The sequence below is a fragment of the Bacillota bacterium genome (assembly GCA_040755295.1).
In the GTDB taxonomy this organism is placed as follows: Bacteria; Bacillota; Desulfotomaculia; order Desulfotomaculales; family Ammonificaceae; genus SURF-55.
Map to the genome: position 1 here is coordinate 70,649 of JBFMBK010000006.1, position 19,287 is coordinate 89,935.

Here is a 19,287-nt window from a genome sequence, read left to right on the forward strand (position 1 = left end):
TCACTCGGCCTCCTGGACTCTCTAAATTGATTTATTCGTCAGCCCGTTCCTGTTTTGCCGGAACCTGATTTTCTCATGTTTTATGTTAAAGAAAACCGTGCTCCGCCAGGAATGAACCGCTTATACCGCTTTTTTCCGCCGGGAACTGTACAAATTTTTCAACATACTTACCGATCAAATCCGGTTCAAGGTTCACAGTGTCACCCGGTCCCTTAAATCCTAGGGTGGTCACAGCCGCGGTATGCGGGATCACCGAAACCGAAAATCCGTCCTGCGAAGCGTCAACCACCGTCAGGCTTATACCGTCCACCGCCACCGAGCCCTTCTTAATCAGGTAACGGATCACTTCCGGAGGTGCCTGAATAAGAAACACCCAGGCGATTTCCTCCCGTTCCCGCCGGAGGATCCGTCCAACACCATCTATATGGCCGGTGACAAGATGGCCTCCGAGCCTGTCCCCGAGCCGCAAAGCCCGTTCCAGGTTTACCCTGTCGCCCACCTTGAGTTTCCCTATGTTGGTCTTTGACAGCGTTTCCGCCATTACATCGGTGGAAAACCCCCCGTCCACCACTTCGGTGGCCGTCAGGCAAACGCCGTTTACCGCCACACTGTCACCAATCCGGACGTCCTCCATTACCTTCCCCGCCGAAACCATCAGCCGGGCGGAAACGGCCTGGCGGTTTATAGCCCGTATTTGGCCAGTTTCCTCAATTATACCGGTAAACAATCTCCGCCTTCACCCCCAAAAACCGGGTATCCCTCTACACATAAATCCGCGCCCAATTCCTTTATACTCACGTCCGCCAGCCGGACCGCCTTGGAAAGGTTTCGAATACCGCTTCCGCCGACGGGACCCGGCGCTTCACGCCCACCGATAACAAGCGGCGCAATAAACCAGACCACCTTGTCCACCAGACCCTGCTGCCAAAAACTCGCATTCACCGTCCCGCCGCCTTCGACCAGAATGCTGACAATTTCCCGCCGCGCCAGTTCCAAAAGAAGATAATCAAGCGCCACCCTCGTCCCCGATCCGCAGATAATCACCTCTGCCCCCGCCTGCCTGAGCGCCGCAACACGCTCGGACGGTGCCATTTCGGTTACTGCGATGATGGTGGGCGCTTCCGATTCCTGAGTAAATACCCGGGATTCAAGCGGCATGCGCGCCATGCTGTCAAGTATTATACGGGCGGGATCGCGTCCCCCGCCGGCTAAACGGGTCGTAAGCGAAGGGTCGTCTTTTAAAACCGTCCCTATACCTACCAGAACGGCGTCTGAACTGTCACGCATCCGATGCACGTAGTCCCGCGCCGGTTCTCCGGTGATCCACTTGGAATCTCCGGTGACGGTGGCTATCTTCCCGTCGAGGCTCATCGCGGTCTTAGAAATTACAAAAGGCCGGTTGGTAGTTATATACTTGATAAAATACTCATTCAGACGGCGTGCTTCCTTCTCCAATAATCCCGTGTCGACTTCCACCCCCGCTTCCTTGAGACGGGCGAAACCCCTTCCCGCCACCAAAGGGTTCGGGTCGGCCATAGCCGCCACCACCCTTTTGATTCCGGCGGTGATTATGGCCTCGGTGCAAGGACCGGTACGACCGGTATGGCAACACGGTTCGAGGTTTATATAAAGCGTGGCGCCCCGGGCGGCTTCCCCGGCAGCCATCAGCGCCTCAATCTCGGCGTGAGGCAACCCGGCCTTGCGGTGGTAACCCTCACCGACAATGCGACCGCCGTTAACAACCACCGCACCCACCAAAGGATTGGGGCTGGTCCGCCCGAGTGCGTACGTGGCAAGTTCAAAGGTGCGGAGCAGTAAAGTTTCTTCAGGAAAAGGGTTTTGCGTCAACATCACTCACCGTAAAAAATTCGGCTGCCCCCGAATAATGTTGTGGAAAGCAGCGCCGTGTCTTTTATTATATTTTCCCGGATATTTGGGTGTCAAGCAAAACCCCGGCCGGGGGCCTGATCGCCTCAACCTTCGTCCTCACTTCCCGGTTCCTACTTCCCGGTAGATGTCGCCCCCGTAAACATCGTTGGCCACCAGGGCCGGAAAATCAACCACAATAAACTCGTGAACGGCCTCCGGCCCGAGGTCAGCGTAGGCAAGAATCCGGACCGATTTAATCGACTGGCTCAGCAGGGCGCCCGCCCCCCCGTAAGTGACCAGGTAAATTCCCTTGTACTCGGTAAGCGCCGCCACGACCTCCGGGGAACGATGTCCCTTGCCTGCGGTTCCTTTCAGCCCTCTTCTTAAGAGCTCAGGGGTATAAGGGTCCATCCGTCCGGATGTGGTCGGCCCGGCGGCGCCGATGATCCGACCGGGCGGAGCCGGACTCGGACCAACGTAATATATTATCTGGCCCTCCAGGTCGACGGGAAGTTCCTCCCCCCTCGCCAGAGCCTCAACCATTCTTTTGTGGGCGGCATCCCTGGCGGTAAGCAACCTCCCGCTTAAAAGCACCGGTTGCCCCGCCCGCAAACACATTACGACCTCTTCCGTAAGAGGCGTCTTTATCCTCACGGGTTCCATCATTGAGCCCCCTCCTGGGCACCGGTTTTATTCCGAATGCCCGAACCGCTTTTGGTTCAAGCAGGGTCCAGAATTAATTATACGACAGGCACCAATTCCGAGCAATTATCGCAATTCCTTACGGACTGTTCCAAACCTTGTTCATTCAAGATGTCCCGCCGACCGATACCCAATCAGACAACTTAAGTGGACAGCTGAAGTGGATTCCACCGTGCCGTGATTTAGGCTAATTCGGCAAAAAGATCCATACCTTTAAAAAAGAAAAAAATTTGTGTAGAATAGTGTAGAAATTATGTTATATAATGTTAAGAAACGCCGTCTTATTCCCGAGTAAAATAATGTACCCTAAACTAATACTTCCGAAAGAGGTGGTTTCGATGTACCAGGGTCCGGAAAGGAGAAGGTATCCCCGGTTGAACATCGGCTTTATTGTAAGCCACCGCGTGAAGGACACGGACGACGGCTATTACCTGAGCCAGACAAAGAATATCAGCCGGGGAGGCATGCTCCTGACCACCGGCAAACAGTACGGTGCCAGCACCCATTTGGAAATGACACTGAGGTTCCCTTTTTCCAGGAAGATCAAGGTCACGGGAGAGGTCTTGGACTCGAAGGAGGTAGCAAGGAATTTTATTTACGCCACCAGGGTACAATTCCTCGACATGGAAAATACGATTTCTCAGCAACTTGGGGATTTTGTCCAAGCAAAGCTATTGGACAGCCGGCCGGCTCAGAATTGGGGAGAACGGTAACAGGACAACCGCTTCGGATTCTCCCGACCCGAACAGTCATTTACAATTCCGCCGATCGATGCCGGGCTGCATGACAGTTGAGGTTCACCGCTACCGGCAGACTGGCGATATGGCAGGGATACAACAGCAGGTGTACCGCAAGCGCGGTTACCCGGCCACCCAGTCCAAGCGGGCCGATTCCGAGTTGGTTTATCTCTTTTAACAACTCCCCTTCGAGCGCTGCCGCCGCCGGATCGGGGTTCTTTTCCCCCAGCGGCTTTAGGAGCGCCTCCTTGGCGAGTAAGGCCGCTTTCTCCATGGTCCCCCCGATACCTACGCCCACAACCAGAGGCGGGCACGCATTCCCTCCGGCGTTTTCAACCACCTCAAGTATAAAACGTTTCACCCCATCGATGCCGTCTGCGGGTTTAAGCATCTTAAGAGCACTCATATTTTCGCTTCCGGCGCCCTTCGGCGCCACAGTGATCTTTAGTCTGTCCCCGGGAACGACTCTCAAATGTATGACCGCCGGAGTGTTGTCCCCGGTGTTTACACGGATCAGAGGATGGCTGACTATCGACTTTCTCAGGTATCCTTCGGTGTATCCGCGGCGTACCCCCTCGTGTACCGCAGCTTCCAGCCCGCCGATCACACAGACCTCCTGTCCGACTTCCAGAAACACCACCGCGACACCGGTATCCTGGCAAACCGGGATATTTTCTTTCCGGGCCAGCTGCGCGTTCGCGATCAGTTTTTTCAGAACATCCTTACCCCGTGATGTTTCTTCCCGAACCCACGCATCCTCCACCGCTTCGACTAAATCGGCGTCGAGAACGGTATTCGCCTCCCGGCAAAGCCGGGCCACAGCAGTCACTACCTCTTCCGCATCAACCTTCCGCACCTGTACACCCCCTGGTTGCTTTAAAGTGTATTTCCGCACTACACGTAAATTCTCCTCCCCGGCAAAAAAACTAGTCGGCGATAAAGGCGGACCATGATTATAATTTCGATTGTATGGCTAAGTAATCAACTTTTTAAAAAAATGCGATAATTTGGCTAATGAACATTAATATCAACCGTGTTTTCAATCCGTATCGGGGAAAAATATCATAGGAGGTGTTGCTATTTGCCGAACCAAAACCGTCTTTTGGTCCCGCAAGCCGCCACCTCTTTAGAAAGATTCAAGATCGAGGTGGCCAATGAACTGGGCTACCCAACCTACGGTCACGCGGCGATTACGCCCGAAAACTACAGCGAGATACTCCGGAGGATGAAATACGAATTTGCCGGAGAACTGGGTCTCGACAGCCAAATTCATGACGGCTACTGGGGAGATGTCTCCTCCCGCCTCTGCGGAGCGGTAGGCGGTCGAATGGGTGGCAAAATAGGGGGCAACATGGTTCGCCGTATGATCCGGTTTGCCGAGCAGAGCTTGGCACAGCCGCATTAGCGGCTTTTTTTTCTTAGAATTCAGAATATAGAATGAAAAAAAGGCGTCTCTTACATCCTGCCTTCTACCTTCTTCTAGTTTTTTAGTCACCGCCCACAACGGAGTCTATGCCGTACCGCATAAAGTGTTCCCTGAGGTTGGTGATAATCCCGACCGGAACGTTGAACTCATCCGCCATGTCGCTGTCGGTATGATTGTTTTTAAGTCCTGAAATAAAGCGGTCGAAATTAACGCCGACCTCTTCGGTTTTGATTTTCAGACTCGGCTGGGTGCTCCAGGGGGGTTTGTTAAAATATGCTTCAGACATGATATCACCCTTTTTATTTTGGCCGGAACGGTTTATATAATGCCGCGTTTATTAATAAAGATTGACCGGCACGCAATCCTCTCCGTCGCAAACCCGGACAAACAAATATACACGCACCGGTTGCTTTTACATCGGATACTTTTCTTTTTACGATTCGAGATTCAAGAATCAGAGGTTTTTCAGATGGGAGGTATCGTTAAAAAGGATAAGCTGAGCCTTGTCTTCCTCGAAGAACTCCAGCACGTTTAAAGCGGCGTTGTCCTGTCTCAGCCGCCAGTATTGATTCAGGTCCATCCGGATGAAGTGACCTATCGAGGCCCGGATGACCCCGCCGTGGGATACCACCACCACTTGTTCGTCCTTATGGCTCGCTGCGATTTGCTTCAATGCGCCCACCGCCCGCGCGGCAACCTCAGAAAGCGTTTCCCCTCCGGGAAGGCGGGTCGAATAAGGTCTCGTCCACCATTGTTTAGAAACCTCCGGAAAGCGGGCTTTTATCTCGTCCCGGGTAAGACCCTCCCACTCGCCGAAGTCTATTTCCCTCAAGGCGGATAGCGTCTTGACCCTCCCGCCGTGCGGCCGGGCGATGATACGGGCGGAATCCAGCGCGCGGCAAAGGTCCGAGGAGAAAAAAGCCGCGAACCGCTCGACCCCAAGCCGTTCGGCAAGCGCCTCGGCCTGTCGTATCCCGCGTTCATTCAGCGCTACGTCCGCGTGCCCTTGATATCTGAGCGCATGGTTCCAAATCGTCTCGCCATGGCGAACAAGGTAAATACGGCAGCCCATAGATCCTCCCTCGAGAATAGTACTTCTTTCGGTCGGCGCGTCGATAAGTAACGCATTGCTGCGATTTTGGAGGTTAGAGGCCAGACGTTGGAGGTTAGACTAGTTGAAGGAACTCGCTACAGTGAATTCCCACTTCTGTTCCGACTTCCAACCTCCTGCATCCAACTTCTAAAATGGTTCGTCTCCGCCGGCCTTCCTTGCACTGCATCACTTCTCGCCGCGTTCCGTCTATCTTACTACACTGCTTCTAAATTCCAAGCTTACGGCGTTTTCATCCTTCGTTTTGCTGCAACGCGGCATGGCCAACTCCTTCAACAATTCAGGCCTTAAGAGAAGTAACGACTGTACTAACGGACGCCGACCGGTTCTTACGGTTCTCGAGCCTTGCAGCAATCTCCCAGTATCTCTTTGACCCTGTCTACCAATTCATCTACGAGATGCGGCAACGGTTCCGCACGCAGTCCCAGAAGTTCGAACCTGCCCCGGACTAACGGAAGTACTATCTTTACCGCCGGACTCGAGGCAATCGCCTCAGCCATCCGTGGTGTTAATTCACCGAGCATCGCGTTCGGAATCAAAATGCTCAATGTCCCGGCAATCAGGTCTGCCCGCTGCGCGTTCCAAACCACGGCGTTTTCGCCGCTTGCGCCTTCGTTCGCACCTGCTTTCATCATTACCGAGGTCGCCAGTGCATTCGTGCCCAGGGCCAAAATCTCCACGTGCTCGGGCAACTCGCGTCTCAATCTTTCGGTGATATGCTTACCTATACCACCTCCCTGGCCGTCAATGACCGCAATTCGCATTAAATAGCTCCTTTCGTGAAAACTTCATTCCGCTTTGGGGTCCGAAGTAAAGGACATAACGCGTTTCTTTTTAAAACGGCACCAGGGCAGATTCCTGATAAACGCGTTGTTGGCTGACCCGGAAGGTATGATGCCGATAACCTTGGATGTTCGGGGACCTGAGGGCACAGCCGGTTAATACGGCCGATTTACAGCGGCCTCCTTAGGCACCAATATAACACATGAAAAAAATTAAAAAAAGTGCTTTCGTGCGCCTCTGTTATTGTGTCAACATTTAGGAACATTAGAAATAATTCCCAGGGTGTGCACTATTTTGTGGATAAGTTGCGGGGACGTTACGAATTTTGACCGGCATCCTCCTGGAGCTTTGATTCGAGTTCGATGATTTGCCGGTTCTTTTTCAAAAGAGAGCGTGCATAACGAGCATTCGCCTGCTGCAACCGCTGGTTTTCTTTCTCCAGCTTTTTTAGAAAAATATTCCTTTCGTTTTCCATCTGTTCAAGGAGATATAATAGTACTCGCCGGCTCAGCCGTACCTGTGCCAGTTTTTCTTCGGTTTCGCGCAATCTTGTCTTCAACTGCCTGATGTCATCCAGATCCTGAAACACGGCTAGACCTCCCCATTAACTGCTTCTAACGTATATGTTCAGTAAACCGCGTACGTGTTGTTGATTGTCTGTCGCTCTTGCGATACCATCAAACAACAAATGTAGCACTGACGAAACACGGTCGGAAGCAAGCATGGCGCGAAATGAGAGGTGAGATATGAGAAGTTTGAAGTGGGAGGAAGGCGGATTCATAAATCGAATTCCATCGGTCCTCGCATCTCCAACCTCACACCTCGCACTTCCCAAAAGCCGGACGGAGCGGAGCGTACCGGCTTCAGAGGTCAGATGCAGAAAGTCAGATGTCACACTCAACGTGGGAATTCGAAACAGTGAATGCCTTAAGGAACGCCGACTTCCGATATCTGCATCCGACTTCTGAAACTGTCAGCCCCCCACTCAACCGAGTAAACAAGGCTACTGTTATCACGCTGTTTCCCCTGCTAACTTGAGTGCGGGTTTATCACCGCGCCCTACGGGGTTCACGGAATACATACGTTCTAACGGTTCCAGGAATAGTATTATGCACTGCAACCCAAGTATAGACGCCAAACCAAAAGATGTGTAAAAATCCGCAGTCCGGCCGACCAGACATCACCGTGCTGTAATCTCGAAATCTCACGTCGCAATTCACACATCCATTCGCCCTGAAGCCGCCCATAACTGCTGAACAACCGTATAAGGAACAACCTCCGCCCCCAGGGGGAACCGATCGTCAGGGCCATGATAATCGGAACCCCCCGTGGCTATAAGTCCGCACCTACTGACAAACCTCCGGAAGACTGCCCGCTGCTCGGCGGTATGTTCAGGGTACTCCACCTCGATGCCGCCAAGTCCGGATCTCAACAGCTTATCAATGATTCCCTCGCTGTGAGTCAATCCGGGATGCGCCAACACCGACACGCCCCCGGCCTCCCTGATAAGACGTACGGCAGCAGCCGCAGGAAACCTCGCCCGCGGAACATATGCCGGACATTCCTTCCCCAGAAAACGGCGAAAGGCTTCTTCAATCGAATCCACGACCCCCATTTCCATAAGGACCCGGGCAATATGAGGCCTTCCAACAGCACCTTTACCGGCCAACGCCTCTATTCTTTCCTGTTCGATAGGCACCCCGTATTGGCGAAGGAGTCTTACGATCTCGCCCATGCGCTCGCGCCGACGACGGTGCATTTCGCCAAGGGTTTCCAGCAATGCTCGGTTGTCCCGTTCGATAAAATAACCCAGTATGTGTACCTCTCGGTCACCGTCCTGGGTGCTCATTTCCACCCCCGGCACAACCACCAATCGTCCGGCGGCAGCCCGGACCGCTCTTTGAATGCCTTTTACCGTATCGTGATCGGTAATCGCCACCGCCCCTAATCCGAGGGACAAAGCGCGGGAAACCACCTCTTCGGGGGTATCGGTGCCGTCCGACTCCGTCGTATGCACGTGCAGGTCGCAGGTGGAACCGTGCGGCGGGTTTTCCGGTATCGTCATGATGCGGCGCTTGACGCCTTCATGGTCAGCCGGAGTTTTATTTCCTGTATGCTTTATCCGGTAAGACATACTCTACCATCCGCCAGTTGGCATTTATGAACGCCATGTTGTATTAATTACCCGTAAAAAGTTATCTCCCAGCACCTTTCGGACTTCATCCTCCCGCCAGCCTCTTCCCAGAAGGCCGCAGGTTAACGCCGGGAAGGAGGCGGTATCTTCAAGTCCGGTCACCATGTAAGGCGCCCCGTCAAAATCCGAACCTATGCCAACACAATCAACGCCGCCGACTGCGGCGATATGTTCAATGTGATCAATTAAACGGTCAAGGGTAGGTTTTCCCGGGTCCACAAAATCTGGCACAAAATTTACTCCGATAACACCTCCGGTGCCCGCCAACGTTCGCACCTGCTCATCCGTAAGATTGCGAGGATGATCCCATATCATCCGGCTGTTGGAGTGAGAAGCGATAACAGGACCCCTGACCAACCGCATGACGTCCCAAAAACCCGCCGGCGCTAAGTGGGACACGTCAATCAACATGCCCAGCCGCTCCATTTCTGTAACTACCGCGCGGCCGAAGGAAGTGAGCCCTCCCCTTGTTTCACTCTCCCCGACGCCGTCCGCCAGTTCGTTGCGGCCGTTCCAGGTCAGGGTCAGGCAACGTACGCCTAACTGGTAGAGTGCCCGGAGCACGCCGGTGCTACCCTCAAGCATATGCCCCCCCTCCACGGAAAGGATTCCGGCGATCTTTTCGGAATCTATGGCGTTCCGAAGCTCTGTAAGATCCCGAACAGCGACCAGCTGTTCACCGGAGCCTTCGGTGAGACTGTAAAAAACGTCAATCTGTTCCATCACACTGCGTAAATACGTTCCGACGCAAAGCGGCGACACGAAGACCGCAAAAAGCTGGACATTCACCCCGCCTTGTTTCAGCCTCGGCAGATCCACATGCCCCTTGTCGCAGCTAACAAACGAAGAACCTTCCCGAGCAAGTACCGATAGGGTGTCACAATGGGCATCTACCAACAGCGCATTATAGTGGAAACCTAAACAGTTATCCGTCATACAAAAATAAAACCCCCTTTCCGGCATACCGGCAGGAGGTTGCTGGAAATAAACTCTAACGTGGTTCCACGATGATTTTTATGGCTGTTCTTTCTTCGCCGTCTATAATAACGTCGGTAAAAGCTGGTATACAAATAAGGTCCATCCCGCTTGGCGCGACAAACCCGCGGGCGATTGCTATCGCCTTCACCGCCTGGTTTATGGCACCGGCTCCAATGGCCTGTATTTCCGCAGAACCGCGCTCCCGCAACACACCAGCCAACGCCCCAGCCACAGAATTTGGATTAGATTTTGCTGAAACCTTTAGGACTTCCATTCCTTAACCTCCCTCTTTGTTGGAACCTAAAGCCTCAGCCGGCGGTGTAAAGACAGACCCTCTCTTTTCTTTACCCTTTCCCCGGCTTTTTCTATGAAAAACTATATTCGCCAAGGAAAGGAAAATTCCTCCGGTACCTATGGAAAAAATTAAAACTTGACGCCTAAATTTAACATTGCTCCTGTTAAATGCTTAATTGTTCCTTAATATGTTATTATTAGTGCATTTCCATGTCTTACATCTTCCGGCCAATAGCTTTCAACAATCTTTAAGCCCTCCGTCAGTTCGTCACGCTCCACCCCCTATCGCAGTCGCCTCAACAAACAGCGGCCTCTCCGCCGCTGCCTCAACAATCCTTTGAGCAACGGTTTCCAAGACCGCCACATCCTCCTCGGCTTCTGAATGAGGTAAGAGGTCCACCATTTGTAATTGTCACGGGAGTTCATGCGCGTCGAATCCCCGCTGGATAACCTCTGACTTCCTACCTCCCAATTATCCGGTCATTTAAAAGCGGCCCGGTTTTTTTGATCTCTTTTTAATCAGCAGCGACAGCCTTTCCTACAATACTCGAGGCAAGCAACCGATTTCTCAGTGTCCGTGTGCCATCTCGGGCGTATCACCGATATCCGGCCCGGGGTCGTGCCCGTGATCATGGCCGTGCTCATGCTCATCGGGGAAGATCTTAAAGTTTTCCACGATGAAACAGTACGCAAGCAATAGGAAGGAAACCAGGCCGATGCTTATTGCGAATTCAACCCAGTACGGGAAGTAGTGGCCTTGCATTGCGTCACCCATGCTGGTGAAAACAACGTTCATCCGGTTCAGGATAAGACCGCCGACCATGAGCACAGCGGCGGTAACCAGGCCCGATACACTGTTCCTGATACTGGGTTTGGATATAAGAATGATCGGTACGACAACACCCAGCACGATTTCAACCAGAAAGAGGTTCGACTCGAGCGTACACGCAAACATATCCATAAAGTGCCCTCTGCAAATAAGGTCGACCATACGCAAAACAAAATACACAATCATGGCCCACATGCCGATTTTCATCACGGGAACGACGAGCGGCATTTCATGACGGAAATCCATCCTATACGCTTTGGCGGCGATGGAACCTTCCACGACACACATGGCCGCCCCGACATAGAACGCGGAAAGCACGAAAAACAGCCCTATCAGCATCGACCACCAAAGCGGGTTCTGCCGGTCGATCATGGCGATGTAGAGATTGCCAAGGGCCGACTGGTGGACACACGCAATCGTGATACCTAAGACAAACAGAACCGGAAGTATCTTATTGAACAAATCCCTTAACTTCGGTGCGTTAACACGCTCGAACACAATATGTCCCATTTGGAGTATTTGTACGTTTAGATAAAGTATCACACACCACAGGACAACAAAGAGCCAGGAATGATAACCCCAGAATACAAGCGGGCGCCAGAAATTGTACCAGCGACCAAGATCCATAAGAACCCCTATGCTCACGATAAGGTAGCCGAAAAGCGAGGTGATAAGCGCTGCACGCGCAATGTTCTTATACTTTTTAATGCCAAGGATATGCGCCAGAAAGGTGGTAAAAAAGCCGCCGGCCGCTAGAGCGATACCGCTTAAATCGTCGAAAGCTATCCACAAACCCCAGGGCCAGTTGTCGTTCAGGTTAGTAGCCGGGCCGAGACCACATATCAGCCGGTAAAATATGGCGAAAACCAAAAGCCCTACAAGGCCTAACGCCAGTGCCCGCCAGGGGGTCCACCGAAAATGCCATTTACCACCGAAAAGCGAGTCGTAGCTTTTAAAATATTCGTTATCAAAGGTGGATGTGTCAACGTTCGCCATCCGAACTTTCGCCTCCTATCTGCTTTACCTCTTCCACAAGCCTTTAATGGCCCGCTTCCTGCTCGTCTTGCTTCTTTGTTGCGACGTAGAGAGTGGTCAGCGCCGCGCCCCATACCGCGGCCACTCCCACCGTCCACTTCAGCACGGTGTCTGTATATCCCGGCACAGGCTTGTCGGTGATTTGAGTCTTCATCCCAAGCTCTTCAAACGGCACATCGGAAATGTAGAGCAGCGACGTCCCGCCGACCTCATGCTCTCCATAGACGTGATTGATATAATCAACATGATGCTCTAAACCATTGTACTTACTACGAATTCTTTTATGCGCCTCTTCCAGTAGATCATTACGGTCACCGAATATTACCGCCTTCGTGGGGCATGCTGCCACGCATGCCGGCGGAGCGCCTATATTCGCCCGCTCCGGGGCGCACATGCGGCACTTCATTACCTCGGGGAACAACTCATTCCATTGGTATTTAGGAATGCTGAAGGGGCAGCCCATCATGCAGTAACGGCAACCGACACACCGGGAGCGGCGGTAGAGAACGGGACCCTCCGGTGTTTTATAAAAGGCATGCGCGAAACAAACCGCTTCACAGGTAGGCCGCTCGCAATGAAAACAGGAACGCCGCACAAACCGCCACGCAACCCTGCCTCTCTTATCAGTAACTATATGGTGGTTCATCCTAAGCAACGTATTGCCGGTAAGAGGCGCCGGTGTATCCCAGTTTGTACTCTCGTGCCTCCTGTCCAAATCGCTGTCCAGTGGCAGGTTGTTGTATTGCTTACAGGCCGCCTGGCAGGCACGGCACCCTATACACTTGGTTACATCAAATAAGAGTCCATAACCCACTAATCACACCTCCAATTGTAGAACGCTACCGGCGGCGTTTCCGTTAGTCAAACAAAGCCGCCTTCCATAACAATTACGGTTTACCGGAGCAATTTAAAACCCCACTCCCCGCCGAAACCCCGGCGCATTGAAGGAATTTCTGTTTCCGTCCAGTAACCTGAAAACGGCGGTACCGTCGGCCCGCCAAGAAAACCATTATTACTTGAGGAGTCCCTGTTAATTTCATGAGCGACCATCTTTACGTCCGGCAAGGTATCCCCCGTGTAATCCCAACTCAAGTTCAGGATCGGCTCCGGAAAGAGACCGTCCCCACGGTACTGTTCACACAACTCCCTATAAAGCCGGTCCATAATCCAGAGCGGTACCCTTGCCTGTCCACGCGGTCCCACCGCTTCGGTACACCACTGCACCCAATGGCCGCCACTGGCCAACGAACCGGTTTTCTCCCAGGGTGCCGCAGCCGGAAGAATGAAGATCTCGGATCGGGGGCAGGCCATAGCGATTTTCTCACGTTCCTCCAAGAATGTCTCTTCTGATCTGAACCAGTTGACATAAACCAACCAGTCAAGGCTGCCGATAGAACGCAGCACCTTCCCTGCCGGTTCCTCAGGTAATGAACCACCTCCCCAGATAAACAGTCCATTAAAAATACTTTCCTGTAACCGACCCGAAATGTCCACCTCTTCAGGTTTTGGCAGCCAATGATCGGCAGCCGCCCCGCCTCCCGCCACGCTGTCGTACCACGACATGAACAGGTTTTCTCCGGCGGCTTTCAAATGATCCATAAAAGTTAAAACACCTGGCTGCCCGCTACCGGTTTGGCCGGCTTCGACTCCAAGTGCTTTAAACAGTTTATACAGTAAATACGTTTCCTCGTTGTTGAGTCCAGCGTGATCAAAGATGCACCCGATACCCTGTGCCTGTCTTAGTTTCGTGTTGAAAAAGACGTCCCTGGTTTCTTTTACACGCCGGGCAATGGAACGCAACACATTTCCCCAGTCACCGACCTCCCATGCGTCCGCGCCGGCCGGCCGATGCAGCAGCTCCGGCATCCATTTCTCAGGGTGCAACCCACTCGAGGTATATAGTTCAAAAAGGGTCTCTGCATCTTCACACAAAAACCCTTCGTTTGCCGGGTGATCAGGGTCGCCTTCATAGCCGATCACTTTGCCGTCCCGTACCGTTAACAAAACACCGCAACCGCGGTCGCATTCGCAACAAACGGTGGCAACCTCTTTCCCTCTACGCAAATCCGGCCTTACCCAACCGGCATCCGTCCGGGACTCATCGGTATTCCGCTTTCGCTCGTCGGATACCGCAGCCAACCCGCCGAGGCTCTTGAAGAACTCCCTCCGCGAGATTTTCTTCAACCCTGAACACCCTCTTTCTTTATCTCTCTTTCCCCTTAGGAAAGGGTGGTCAGAAAAACTCGAACCTTAATTACGTTCGCCCGTCCACCGGCAAGCAACACTTAAAAAAGCCAAGAAGCCTACTCTGGAAGTTACCGGCCTAAGACTGGGGATTTGTAGTTAATTCATATAAAAGCTCCCCGCCTCTTGCCGTTTTCTTTCACTTCCAAATCAGCCGGGGTACATTCGGGTCGGGAGTGAGCAAAATGCGCCCTCAAACCGCTAGTAGATATTTTTTTCACTATACCATTGTCTAGCTTATTAGTCAATAAAAACGGAACGTCGAACCGCATCGGAAGGTTCTTAAACCGAAAAAAGGATCCCTCCCGCCTGACGTTATTTCCTTTAAAAGATATATGCCGGTCGAAGGGCGTGGAAACCTACATCCCGGAGGCCGCTGTAGAAAACCAAAAACACTTCCGGTTTTATTAAAAGGGCAAAAAAAACCTCCCATTTGGGGAGGCCGGAGTCATTTCTTCTCTGAAACAGGTTAGTGGAAGTCGTCAGGTTCAAGAAAAGGCCGGTCGATACCAATCATGGAATTCACCATCAGTTCTACAAGACCTCCGTAATTAATGTTGTATTTTTCCCAGAGCTTGTAGTGATCGATGGCGTCCCTGATCGCCCCTTTGCAGTTGGAGCAGGGGGCACACAGGTATTTGTAGGGGTAGGCACCGGGGTCGAGTTCGTTCTTAAAAGCCTGCAGAGTCTGATGCATTTTTACCCGCGTGGAAACCTTGTTCCGCCACTGCGGGAAGTTATACGACTGCATTATGGCCAGTCCCCCGCCGCCGCCGCAGCAATAGTTGTATACACCATTCGGCGCCATTTCCCTGAATTTGGGGGCGATAGCCCTTAGGGCCAGACGTTGAGGTTTCACAATCCCCATCATCCGTACCATGTTGCACGGATCGTGTAACGTTACCGGAAAGTCATTCCTGCTTGGATCAAACTTTAAAGCACCGCTTCTTATGATCTCCCACAACAGCGGCAGACAGCTTTCCCGCGGCATCTCCGAACTGGAAAGGCTGCCGGTCAGCACCCTGTCCGCGACGACGACATAAGCCTTGGTGGCGTGTCCGCATTCCCCGATTACCACCTTTTTGACCCCTAGTTGTTTGGCGGTTTTCGTATGCCTGGTCGCCACCCGCGCCAGTTCAATATCGTCGTTCCAGAGACCGTAATTAACCGCATCGTAGGCAACTGCCTCACTCGATAGCGTCCAGCTTATCCCGGCCGCCTCGAAGAGGATAGCGAAGGCCTCGGGATTTTCCGGCCAAGACAGGTACTCACCGGCATTGTGGATCAGAAGCATGTCCGCGCCTTTCTTATCCACCGGAATCTTTACTGTCTTGCCGATCCTGTCGCCGATATCTTCCTCCATGAACGCAACGGTTTCCTTAAAGCCCGAAGGACTCATGCCGGTCGAAGAACCAACTCGTAAGTGCTGCACGCAGCCCTTATCCAGTATCTCAACCGGAGCGATATAGAACTCCTGGCTGAACAGTTTCCTGAGCTCCCTGTTGATCGCGCCGTTATCGATCCCCATGGGACATCTCTGGGCGCACCTCCTGCATATGGTGCACCGGTGGCACGACTCGGCAAGCCGCAGTACCGTTCGCCAGTTAAGGTCTATATCGGCGCCGACAAAACGGCCGAGAAGCTTTCCCTCCGGAGTGAAGTATCTCTTCCATATCCTTCTTAAAATCTCTGACCGATAAGTGGGGCGATAAATTTCCTGCCTGCCGCTCCCAATATAGGCGTGACAGGCGTCAGAACAGGTCTGGCACTTTACGCAGTAGTCCATGGAAAGGCGGAGCGTTTGAACGAAGGTCCAGCTTTCTTGAGGATCGAACAGCTTCTGAAGACCGCTTAAAAACTTGTGAACGAGAGTATCTTCTTCCTGCTTATTTTTCGGCTTGGGAAGACCCATGTCGGTATGTCCGTCGAAGCTCAAATCATATTCGTCCCACCACCTTTCCGGCGGCGCTTTCATGGGATTCTCGACCCCAAGATCCGGAACATCCATCAGGTCATCCACCGTTAAAGAAACGAGAGGTTCGTCGCCCGGCCTGGAGATATCTCTTAGTTTTATCCCCTTCTTAACTGCGGCAACTCCCATATTTTTCCCTCCCTCTCCCCTTATTATGCTTAATCGTTTGATTCCGATTCGGAGACTCCACCCCCCCTATGACGGTAGTTAGTTTACATATGCCCATTATATCACTCTTGCGCGGCAGGTCAATATCTTTACATAAGTTCATAACGGTTATTTTTTACACCGTCAGGAGAGCGCACTGCGTCTCACTTTTCACCACTTGCTATCATTCTTTCATAAACCAAAGGTGGGCAAAACCCACCTAAGTGAAAGAGCTTCCTTCAGCCCATCAGCTCGATAGACGTGCCGGGCACACCAATAAAAAAACCTCCCCGGACGGGGAGGTTAAAGACTCAAGGATACTTATAAATCTTAGTGGAAGTCTTCGTATTCGATGAACGGCCGGTCGATATCCACCATCGAGTTGACCATCAGTTCCACAAGACCGCCGTAATTCAGGTTGTACTTATCCCACAACCCGTAATGGGTAATCGCGTCCCGGATTGTTCCCTTACAGTTCGAACAAGGGGCGCACAGATACTTAAACGGGACCTTGTTGGGATCAAGTTCGTTTTTGAAGGCCTGCAACGTCTGGTGCATCTTCATCCTCGCGCCCGCCTTATTACGCCACTGCGGGAAATTAAAGGACTGGATGATGGCGTAACCGGAACCGCCGCCGCAGCAGTAGTTGTAAACGCTGTTCGGGGTCATCTCCCGGAACTGCGGCGCAATGGCCTTGAGGGCAAGCCGCTGGGGTTTCACGATGCCCATCGCGCGGACCATATTGCAGGGATCATGAAGCGTCACCGGGAAGTTGTTCCTGCTCGGATCAAATTTGATCGCGCCGCTTCTTATGATTTCCCACAGAAGCGGCAGGCAGCTCTCCCGCTGTATCTCCGAACTCGAAAGGTCGCCGGTCAGCACCCTGTCCGCGATTACGACATACGCTTTTGTCGCGTGGCCGCACTCACCGATCATCACCTTTTTACAACCCAGTTTCTTTGCCGCCAGGGTATGCCTTGCCGCCACTCTGGCAAGCTCCACGTCGTCGTTCCAGAGGCCGTAGTTCACCGCATCGTAAGCTACGGGCTCACTGGAAAGCGTCCAGCTGATCCCCGCCGCCTCGAAAAGAATAGCGAAGGCCTCCGGGTTCTCAGGCCAGGATAGGAACTCGCCGGCATTGTGAATTAGAAGGATGTCGGCGCCCTTCTTATCAATCGGAATCTTTACCTTCTTTCCGATCCTGTCGCCGATGTCCTCTTCCATAAAAGCGACGGTGTCCAACATGCCCGGGGGGTTCAAACCTGTGGACGAGCCGACACGCAGGTGCTGCACGCAACCTTTTTCGAGAATCTCCATCGGGGCTATGCCCAGCTCCTGGCTGAACAGTTTTCTCAATTCTCTGGCGATGAGGGCGTTGTCGACAGCCATCGGGCACCGCTGAGCGCATCTCCGGCAGAGAGTGCATCGGTGGCCAAGTTCCGCAAGCCGCGTTACCGTCCGCCAGTTGACATCGACATCCGCACCCACAAACCTTCCGAGAAGCTTTCCCTCCGGGGTGAAGTACTTCTTCCAGATCCTTCTGAGGATTTCCGCCCGGTACGTGGGCCTGTAAATCTCCTGCCGGCCGCTGGCAAGGTAGGCGTGACACGCCTCGGAACAGGTCTGGCACTTTACGCAGTAATCGAACGAAAGACGCAATGCCTGCTGAAAAGTCCAGCTTTCTTCGGAATTAAAGAGCTTTTCCAGACCGCTTAAGAACCGCCGGACCAGATGGTCCTCCTCTTCCTTGGTCTTTGGTTTCGGTATTCCTATGCTGCAGTGTCCATCAAGGCTCATCTCGTATTTATCAATGAACTTCTGCGGGGTCGGTTCGATAGAAGGCTCTTCTCCGAGATTCGGAACCGGCATGAGTTCACTCATGTTCATAAAAACGAGCGGGTCATCCCCCGGCCGTGAAATGTCCTTGATCCTAAGCCTCCCGTTTGCCATTACTTGATATCCCTCCCATCAATAATTCCGACCTGTTCTGCCCAGTTCTTCCCTTGCACTATGTGCGGCGCCGACCATGTCAGTTTGCCTGAAAGCTGGGAGGTTATCTTCTTATCTATCGAGGAACCCTTCAGGTTTAAAATATCATCCCAGAAAACCTTATCAATCGTAAAATACTTAGCAATGTAATGGAGCATCTTGGAGAAAGGCATATAAATCAGGAAAAGTTCAAAAAGTGTAAAGTGGGCCACCGTCCACGACGATACCGCTGCGGGCTGAAGCGAAACAACTCCCGCTAGAAAAGCCCTCGCATCATCAAAGAAGTACTGACCGGTAGTTATCCAGGAAATAAGTCCGGTGGCAAAGATCGAAAGCATAAAAAGCAGGTTGAAGTAATCGACAGGAACGGTATAGTTGGCTAGTTCCGAATTTGAAATTCTCTTCAAAAGCAACCCGAGTGAACCGAATGTACCTACGATTAAGGCAATAATTCCACAAACGTTGGTAACCGGGGCGATCACACCCAAATTCAGCACACCTTCGGCCAGCATTAGAATCATCCATACGAACAATAAATAGATTCCCCAGTGCATGGAAAAAGAAAAAGGCCACATGCCGTAAATGTTATACTCTCTAACCTTCTTTAACAAAAACACCTCCGAAGCCATGTCCAGGATACCGTTGATTCTAATGTGATGCCGGGGTTTTGGTACGTAGTCCAACTCCTCCATGTAAGAACCGCCGTAATGGTGCTTCGGCTCCAGGGGCAGGGGATAGATTTCCCACCTGAGGTGAAGCGGCATGGAGTTGAACTTGGAAAACCTGTAAATCACCATGACAATGAACACAACCACCGAGAGCCAGGCAAGATACACCGGAATCCCCATCTTTCTACCTCCCTTTTTTCAATAATTGGTTAAAGTATACCACGGTGGACGTAATGAACAAAAGCTCATAATTAGCCATATTTGTTAGCATACGACCATAACTCGCTAGTCTTGACTGCCATACTTCTA

At 52.3% G+C, this 19,287-nt stretch carries 19 protein-coding genes; 2 read left to right on the forward strand and 17 right to left on the reverse strand.

The features are described from left to right. Positions 1–85: 85 nt before the first annotated feature. The 3 genes from AB1500_06325 to AB1500_06335 all read right to left on the reverse strand — a co-directional run bounded on the left by AB1500_06325 (position 86) and on the right by AB1500_06335 (position 2,532). On the reverse strand, positions 86–727 hold the full coding sequence (locus AB1500_06325; GenBank protein ID MEW6182778.1) for a riboflavin synthase: 642 nt from the start codon (positions 725–727) through the stop codon (positions 86–88). Further along, positions 712–1,851: a bifunctional diaminohydroxyphosphoribosylaminopyrimidine deaminase/5-amino-6-(5-phosphoribosylamino)uracil reductase RibD gene (gene ribD, locus AB1500_06330; GenBank protein ID MEW6182779.1), complete on the reverse strand. Its 1,140-nt coding sequence runs from the start codon at positions 1,849–1,851 to the stop codon at positions 712–714. The genes AB1500_06325 and ribD overlap by 16 nt, the downstream gene beginning before the upstream one ends. 135 nt (positions 1,852–1,986) lie before the next feature. Beyond that, entirely contained in the window at positions 1,987–2,532 is a 546-nt protein-coding gene (locus AB1500_06335) for a FumA C-terminus/TtdB family hydratase beta subunit (protein MEW6182780.1), read from the reverse strand. A gap of 377 nt (positions 2,533–2,909) precedes the next feature. On the opposite strand from AB1500_06335, the gene AB1500_06340 reads away from it, so the two are divergent. Continuing rightward, the gene (locus tag AB1500_06340; GenBank protein ID MEW6182781.1) at positions 2,910–3,284 is read left to right on the forward strand and encodes a PilZ domain-containing protein; all 375 of its coding nucleotides are present in this window, start codon (positions 2,910–2,912) and stop codon (positions 3,282–3,284) included. Between the two features lie 40 nt (positions 3,285–3,324). Here AB1500_06340 and AB1500_06345 read toward each other — a convergent pair whose 3' ends face one another. Then, complete coding sequence (locus tag AB1500_06345) at positions 3,325–4,164, reverse strand: fumarate hydratase (GenBank protein MEW6182782.1); 840 nt, start codon at positions 4,162–4,164, stop codon at positions 3,325–3,327. 225 nt (positions 4,165–4,389) lie between these two features. Between AB1500_06345 and AB1500_06350 the strand changes: the two genes are divergently transcribed. Beyond that, positions 4,390–4,713, forward strand: coding sequence for an alpha/beta-type small acid-soluble spore protein (locus AB1500_06350; GenBank protein ID MEW6182783.1), 324 nt, complete (start codon positions 4,390–4,392; stop codon positions 4,711–4,713). 82 nt (positions 4,714–4,795) lie between these two features. Here AB1500_06350 and AB1500_06355 read toward each other — a convergent pair whose 3' ends face one another. The 13 genes from AB1500_06355 to AB1500_06415 form a co-directional block, all read right to left on the reverse strand. Beyond that, positions 4,796–5,020 (reverse strand): helix-turn-helix domain-containing protein, encoded by a 225-nt coding sequence (locus AB1500_06355; protein ID MEW6182784.1) that lies wholly within the window; start codon positions 5,018–5,020, stop codon positions 4,796–4,798. A gap of 168 nt (positions 5,021–5,188) precedes the next feature. Further along, the gene (cobC, locus tag AB1500_06360; protein MEW6182785.1) at positions 5,189–5,806 is read right to left on the reverse strand and encodes an alpha-ribazole phosphatase; all 618 of its coding nucleotides are present in this window, start codon (positions 5,804–5,806) and stop codon (positions 5,189–5,191) included. 368 nt (positions 5,807–6,174) lie between these two features. Next, the gene (locus AB1500_06365) at positions 6,175–6,609 is read right to left on the reverse strand and encodes a DUF3842 family protein (protein MEW6182786.1); all 435 of its coding nucleotides are present in this window, start codon (positions 6,607–6,609) and stop codon (positions 6,175–6,177) included. A gap of 335 nt (positions 6,610–6,944) precedes the next feature. Then, a complete protein-coding gene (locus tag AB1500_06370; protein MEW6182787.1) occupies positions 6,945–7,217 on the reverse strand; it encodes a translation initiation factor 2 in 273 nt (90 codons plus the stop codon). A 627-nt stretch (positions 7,218–7,844) separates the two neighbouring features. Continuing rightward, complete coding sequence (locus tag AB1500_06375) at positions 7,845–8,762, reverse strand: PHP domain-containing protein (GenBank protein MEW6182788.1); 918 nt, start codon at positions 8,760–8,762, stop codon at positions 7,845–7,847. Positions 8,763–8,786: 24 nt separating this feature from the next. Beyond that, positions 8,787–9,758 (reverse strand): dipeptidase, encoded by a 972-nt coding sequence (locus AB1500_06380; GenBank protein ID MEW6182789.1) that lies wholly within the window; start codon positions 9,756–9,758, stop codon positions 8,787–8,789. Between the two features lie 55 nt (positions 9,759–9,813). Continuing rightward, complete coding sequence (locus tag AB1500_06385; protein ID MEW6182790.1) at positions 9,814–10,074, reverse strand: stage V sporulation protein S; 261 nt, start codon at positions 10,072–10,074, stop codon at positions 9,814–9,816. A gap of 588 nt (positions 10,075–10,662) precedes the next feature. Further along, positions 10,663–11,919: an NrfD/PsrC family molybdoenzyme membrane anchor subunit gene (gene nrfD / locus AB1500_06390; protein MEW6182791.1), complete on the reverse strand. Its 1,257-nt coding sequence runs from the start codon at positions 11,917–11,919 to the stop codon at positions 10,663–10,665. Between the two features lie 43 nt (positions 11,920–11,962). Further along, positions 11,963–12,772 carry a 4Fe-4S dicluster domain-containing protein gene (locus tag AB1500_06395; protein ID MEW6182792.1) on the reverse strand — a complete coding sequence of 270 codons (810 nt, stop codon included), beginning with the start codon at positions 12,770–12,772 and terminating at the stop codon, positions 11,963–11,965. A gap of 80 nt (positions 12,773–12,852) precedes the next feature. Next, positions 12,853–14,142 carry a hypothetical protein gene (locus AB1500_06400; protein ID MEW6182793.1) on the reverse strand — a complete coding sequence of 430 codons (1,290 nt, stop codon included), beginning with the start codon at positions 14,140–14,142 and terminating at the stop codon, positions 12,853–12,855. A 529-nt stretch (positions 14,143–14,671) separates the two neighbouring features. Continuing rightward, positions 14,672–16,303, reverse strand: a complete 1,632-nt coding sequence (locus AB1500_06405) for a (Fe-S)-binding protein (GenBank protein ID MEW6182794.1) — start codon at positions 16,301–16,303, stop codon at positions 14,672–14,674. A gap of 348 nt (positions 16,304–16,651) precedes the next feature. Further along, on the reverse strand, positions 16,652–18,271 hold the full coding sequence (locus AB1500_06410) for a (Fe-S)-binding protein (protein MEW6182795.1): 1,620 nt from the start codon (positions 18,269–18,271) through the stop codon (positions 16,652–16,654). After that, complete coding sequence (locus AB1500_06415) at positions 18,271–19,158, reverse strand: respiratory nitrate reductase subunit gamma (protein MEW6182796.1); 888 nt, start codon at positions 19,156–19,158, stop codon at positions 18,271–18,273. The genes AB1500_06410 and AB1500_06415 overlap by 1 nt, the downstream gene beginning before the upstream one ends. Between the last annotated feature and the right edge of the window lie 129 nt (positions 19,159–19,287).

What these genes read in the sequence shown, in the direction of transcription:
- ribD (MEW6182779.1), bottom strand. Translation starts at nt 1,851, where the DNA reads ATGTTGACGCAAAACCCTTTTCCTGAAGAAACTTTACTGCTCCGCACC.
- AB1500_06335 (MEW6182780.1), bottom strand. Translation starts at nt 2,532, where the DNA reads ATGGAACCCGTGAGGATAAAGACGCCTCTTACGGAAGAGGTCGTAATG.
- AB1500_06340 (MEW6182781.1), top strand. Translation starts at nt 2,910, where the DNA reads ATGTACCAGGGTCCGGAAAGGAGAAGGTATCCCCGGTTGAACATCGGC.
- AB1500_06355 (MEW6182784.1), bottom strand. Translation starts at nt 5,020, where the DNA reads ATGTCTGAAGCATATTTTAACAAACCCCCCTGGAGCACCCAGCCGAGT.
- cobC (MEW6182785.1), bottom strand. Translation starts at nt 5,806, where the DNA reads ATGGGCTGCCGTATTTACCTTGTTCGCCATGGCGAGACGATTTGGAAC.
- AB1500_06365 (MEW6182786.1), bottom strand. Translation starts at nt 6,609, where the DNA reads ATGCGAATTGCGGTCATTGACGGCCAGGGAGGTGGTATAGGTAAGCAT.
- AB1500_06375 (MEW6182788.1), bottom strand. Translation starts at nt 8,762, where the DNA reads ATGTCTTACCGGATAAAGCATACAGGAAATAAAACTCCGGCTGACCAT.
- AB1500_06380 (MEW6182789.1), bottom strand. Translation starts at nt 9,758, where the DNA reads ATGACGGATAACTGTTTAGGTTTCCACTATAATGCGCTGTTGGTAGAT.
- AB1500_06385 (MEW6182790.1), bottom strand. Translation starts at nt 10,074, where the DNA reads ATGGAAGTCCTAAAGGTTTCAGCAAAATCTAATCCAAATTCTGTGGCT.
- nrfD (MEW6182791.1), bottom strand. Translation starts at nt 11,919, where the DNA reads ATGGCGAACGTTGACACATCCACCTTTGATAACGAATATTTTAAAAGC.
- AB1500_06405 (MEW6182794.1), bottom strand. Translation starts at nt 16,303, where the DNA reads ATGGGAGTTGCCGCAGTTAAGAAGGGGATAAAACTAAGAGATATCTCC.
- AB1500_06410 (MEW6182795.1), bottom strand. Translation starts at nt 18,271, where the DNA reads ATGGCAAACGGGAGGCTTAGGATCAAGGACATTTCACGGCCGGGGGAT.
- AB1500_06415 (MEW6182796.1), bottom strand. Translation starts at nt 19,158, where the DNA reads ATGGGGATTCCGGTGTATCTTGCCTGGCTCTCGGTGGTTGTGTTCATT.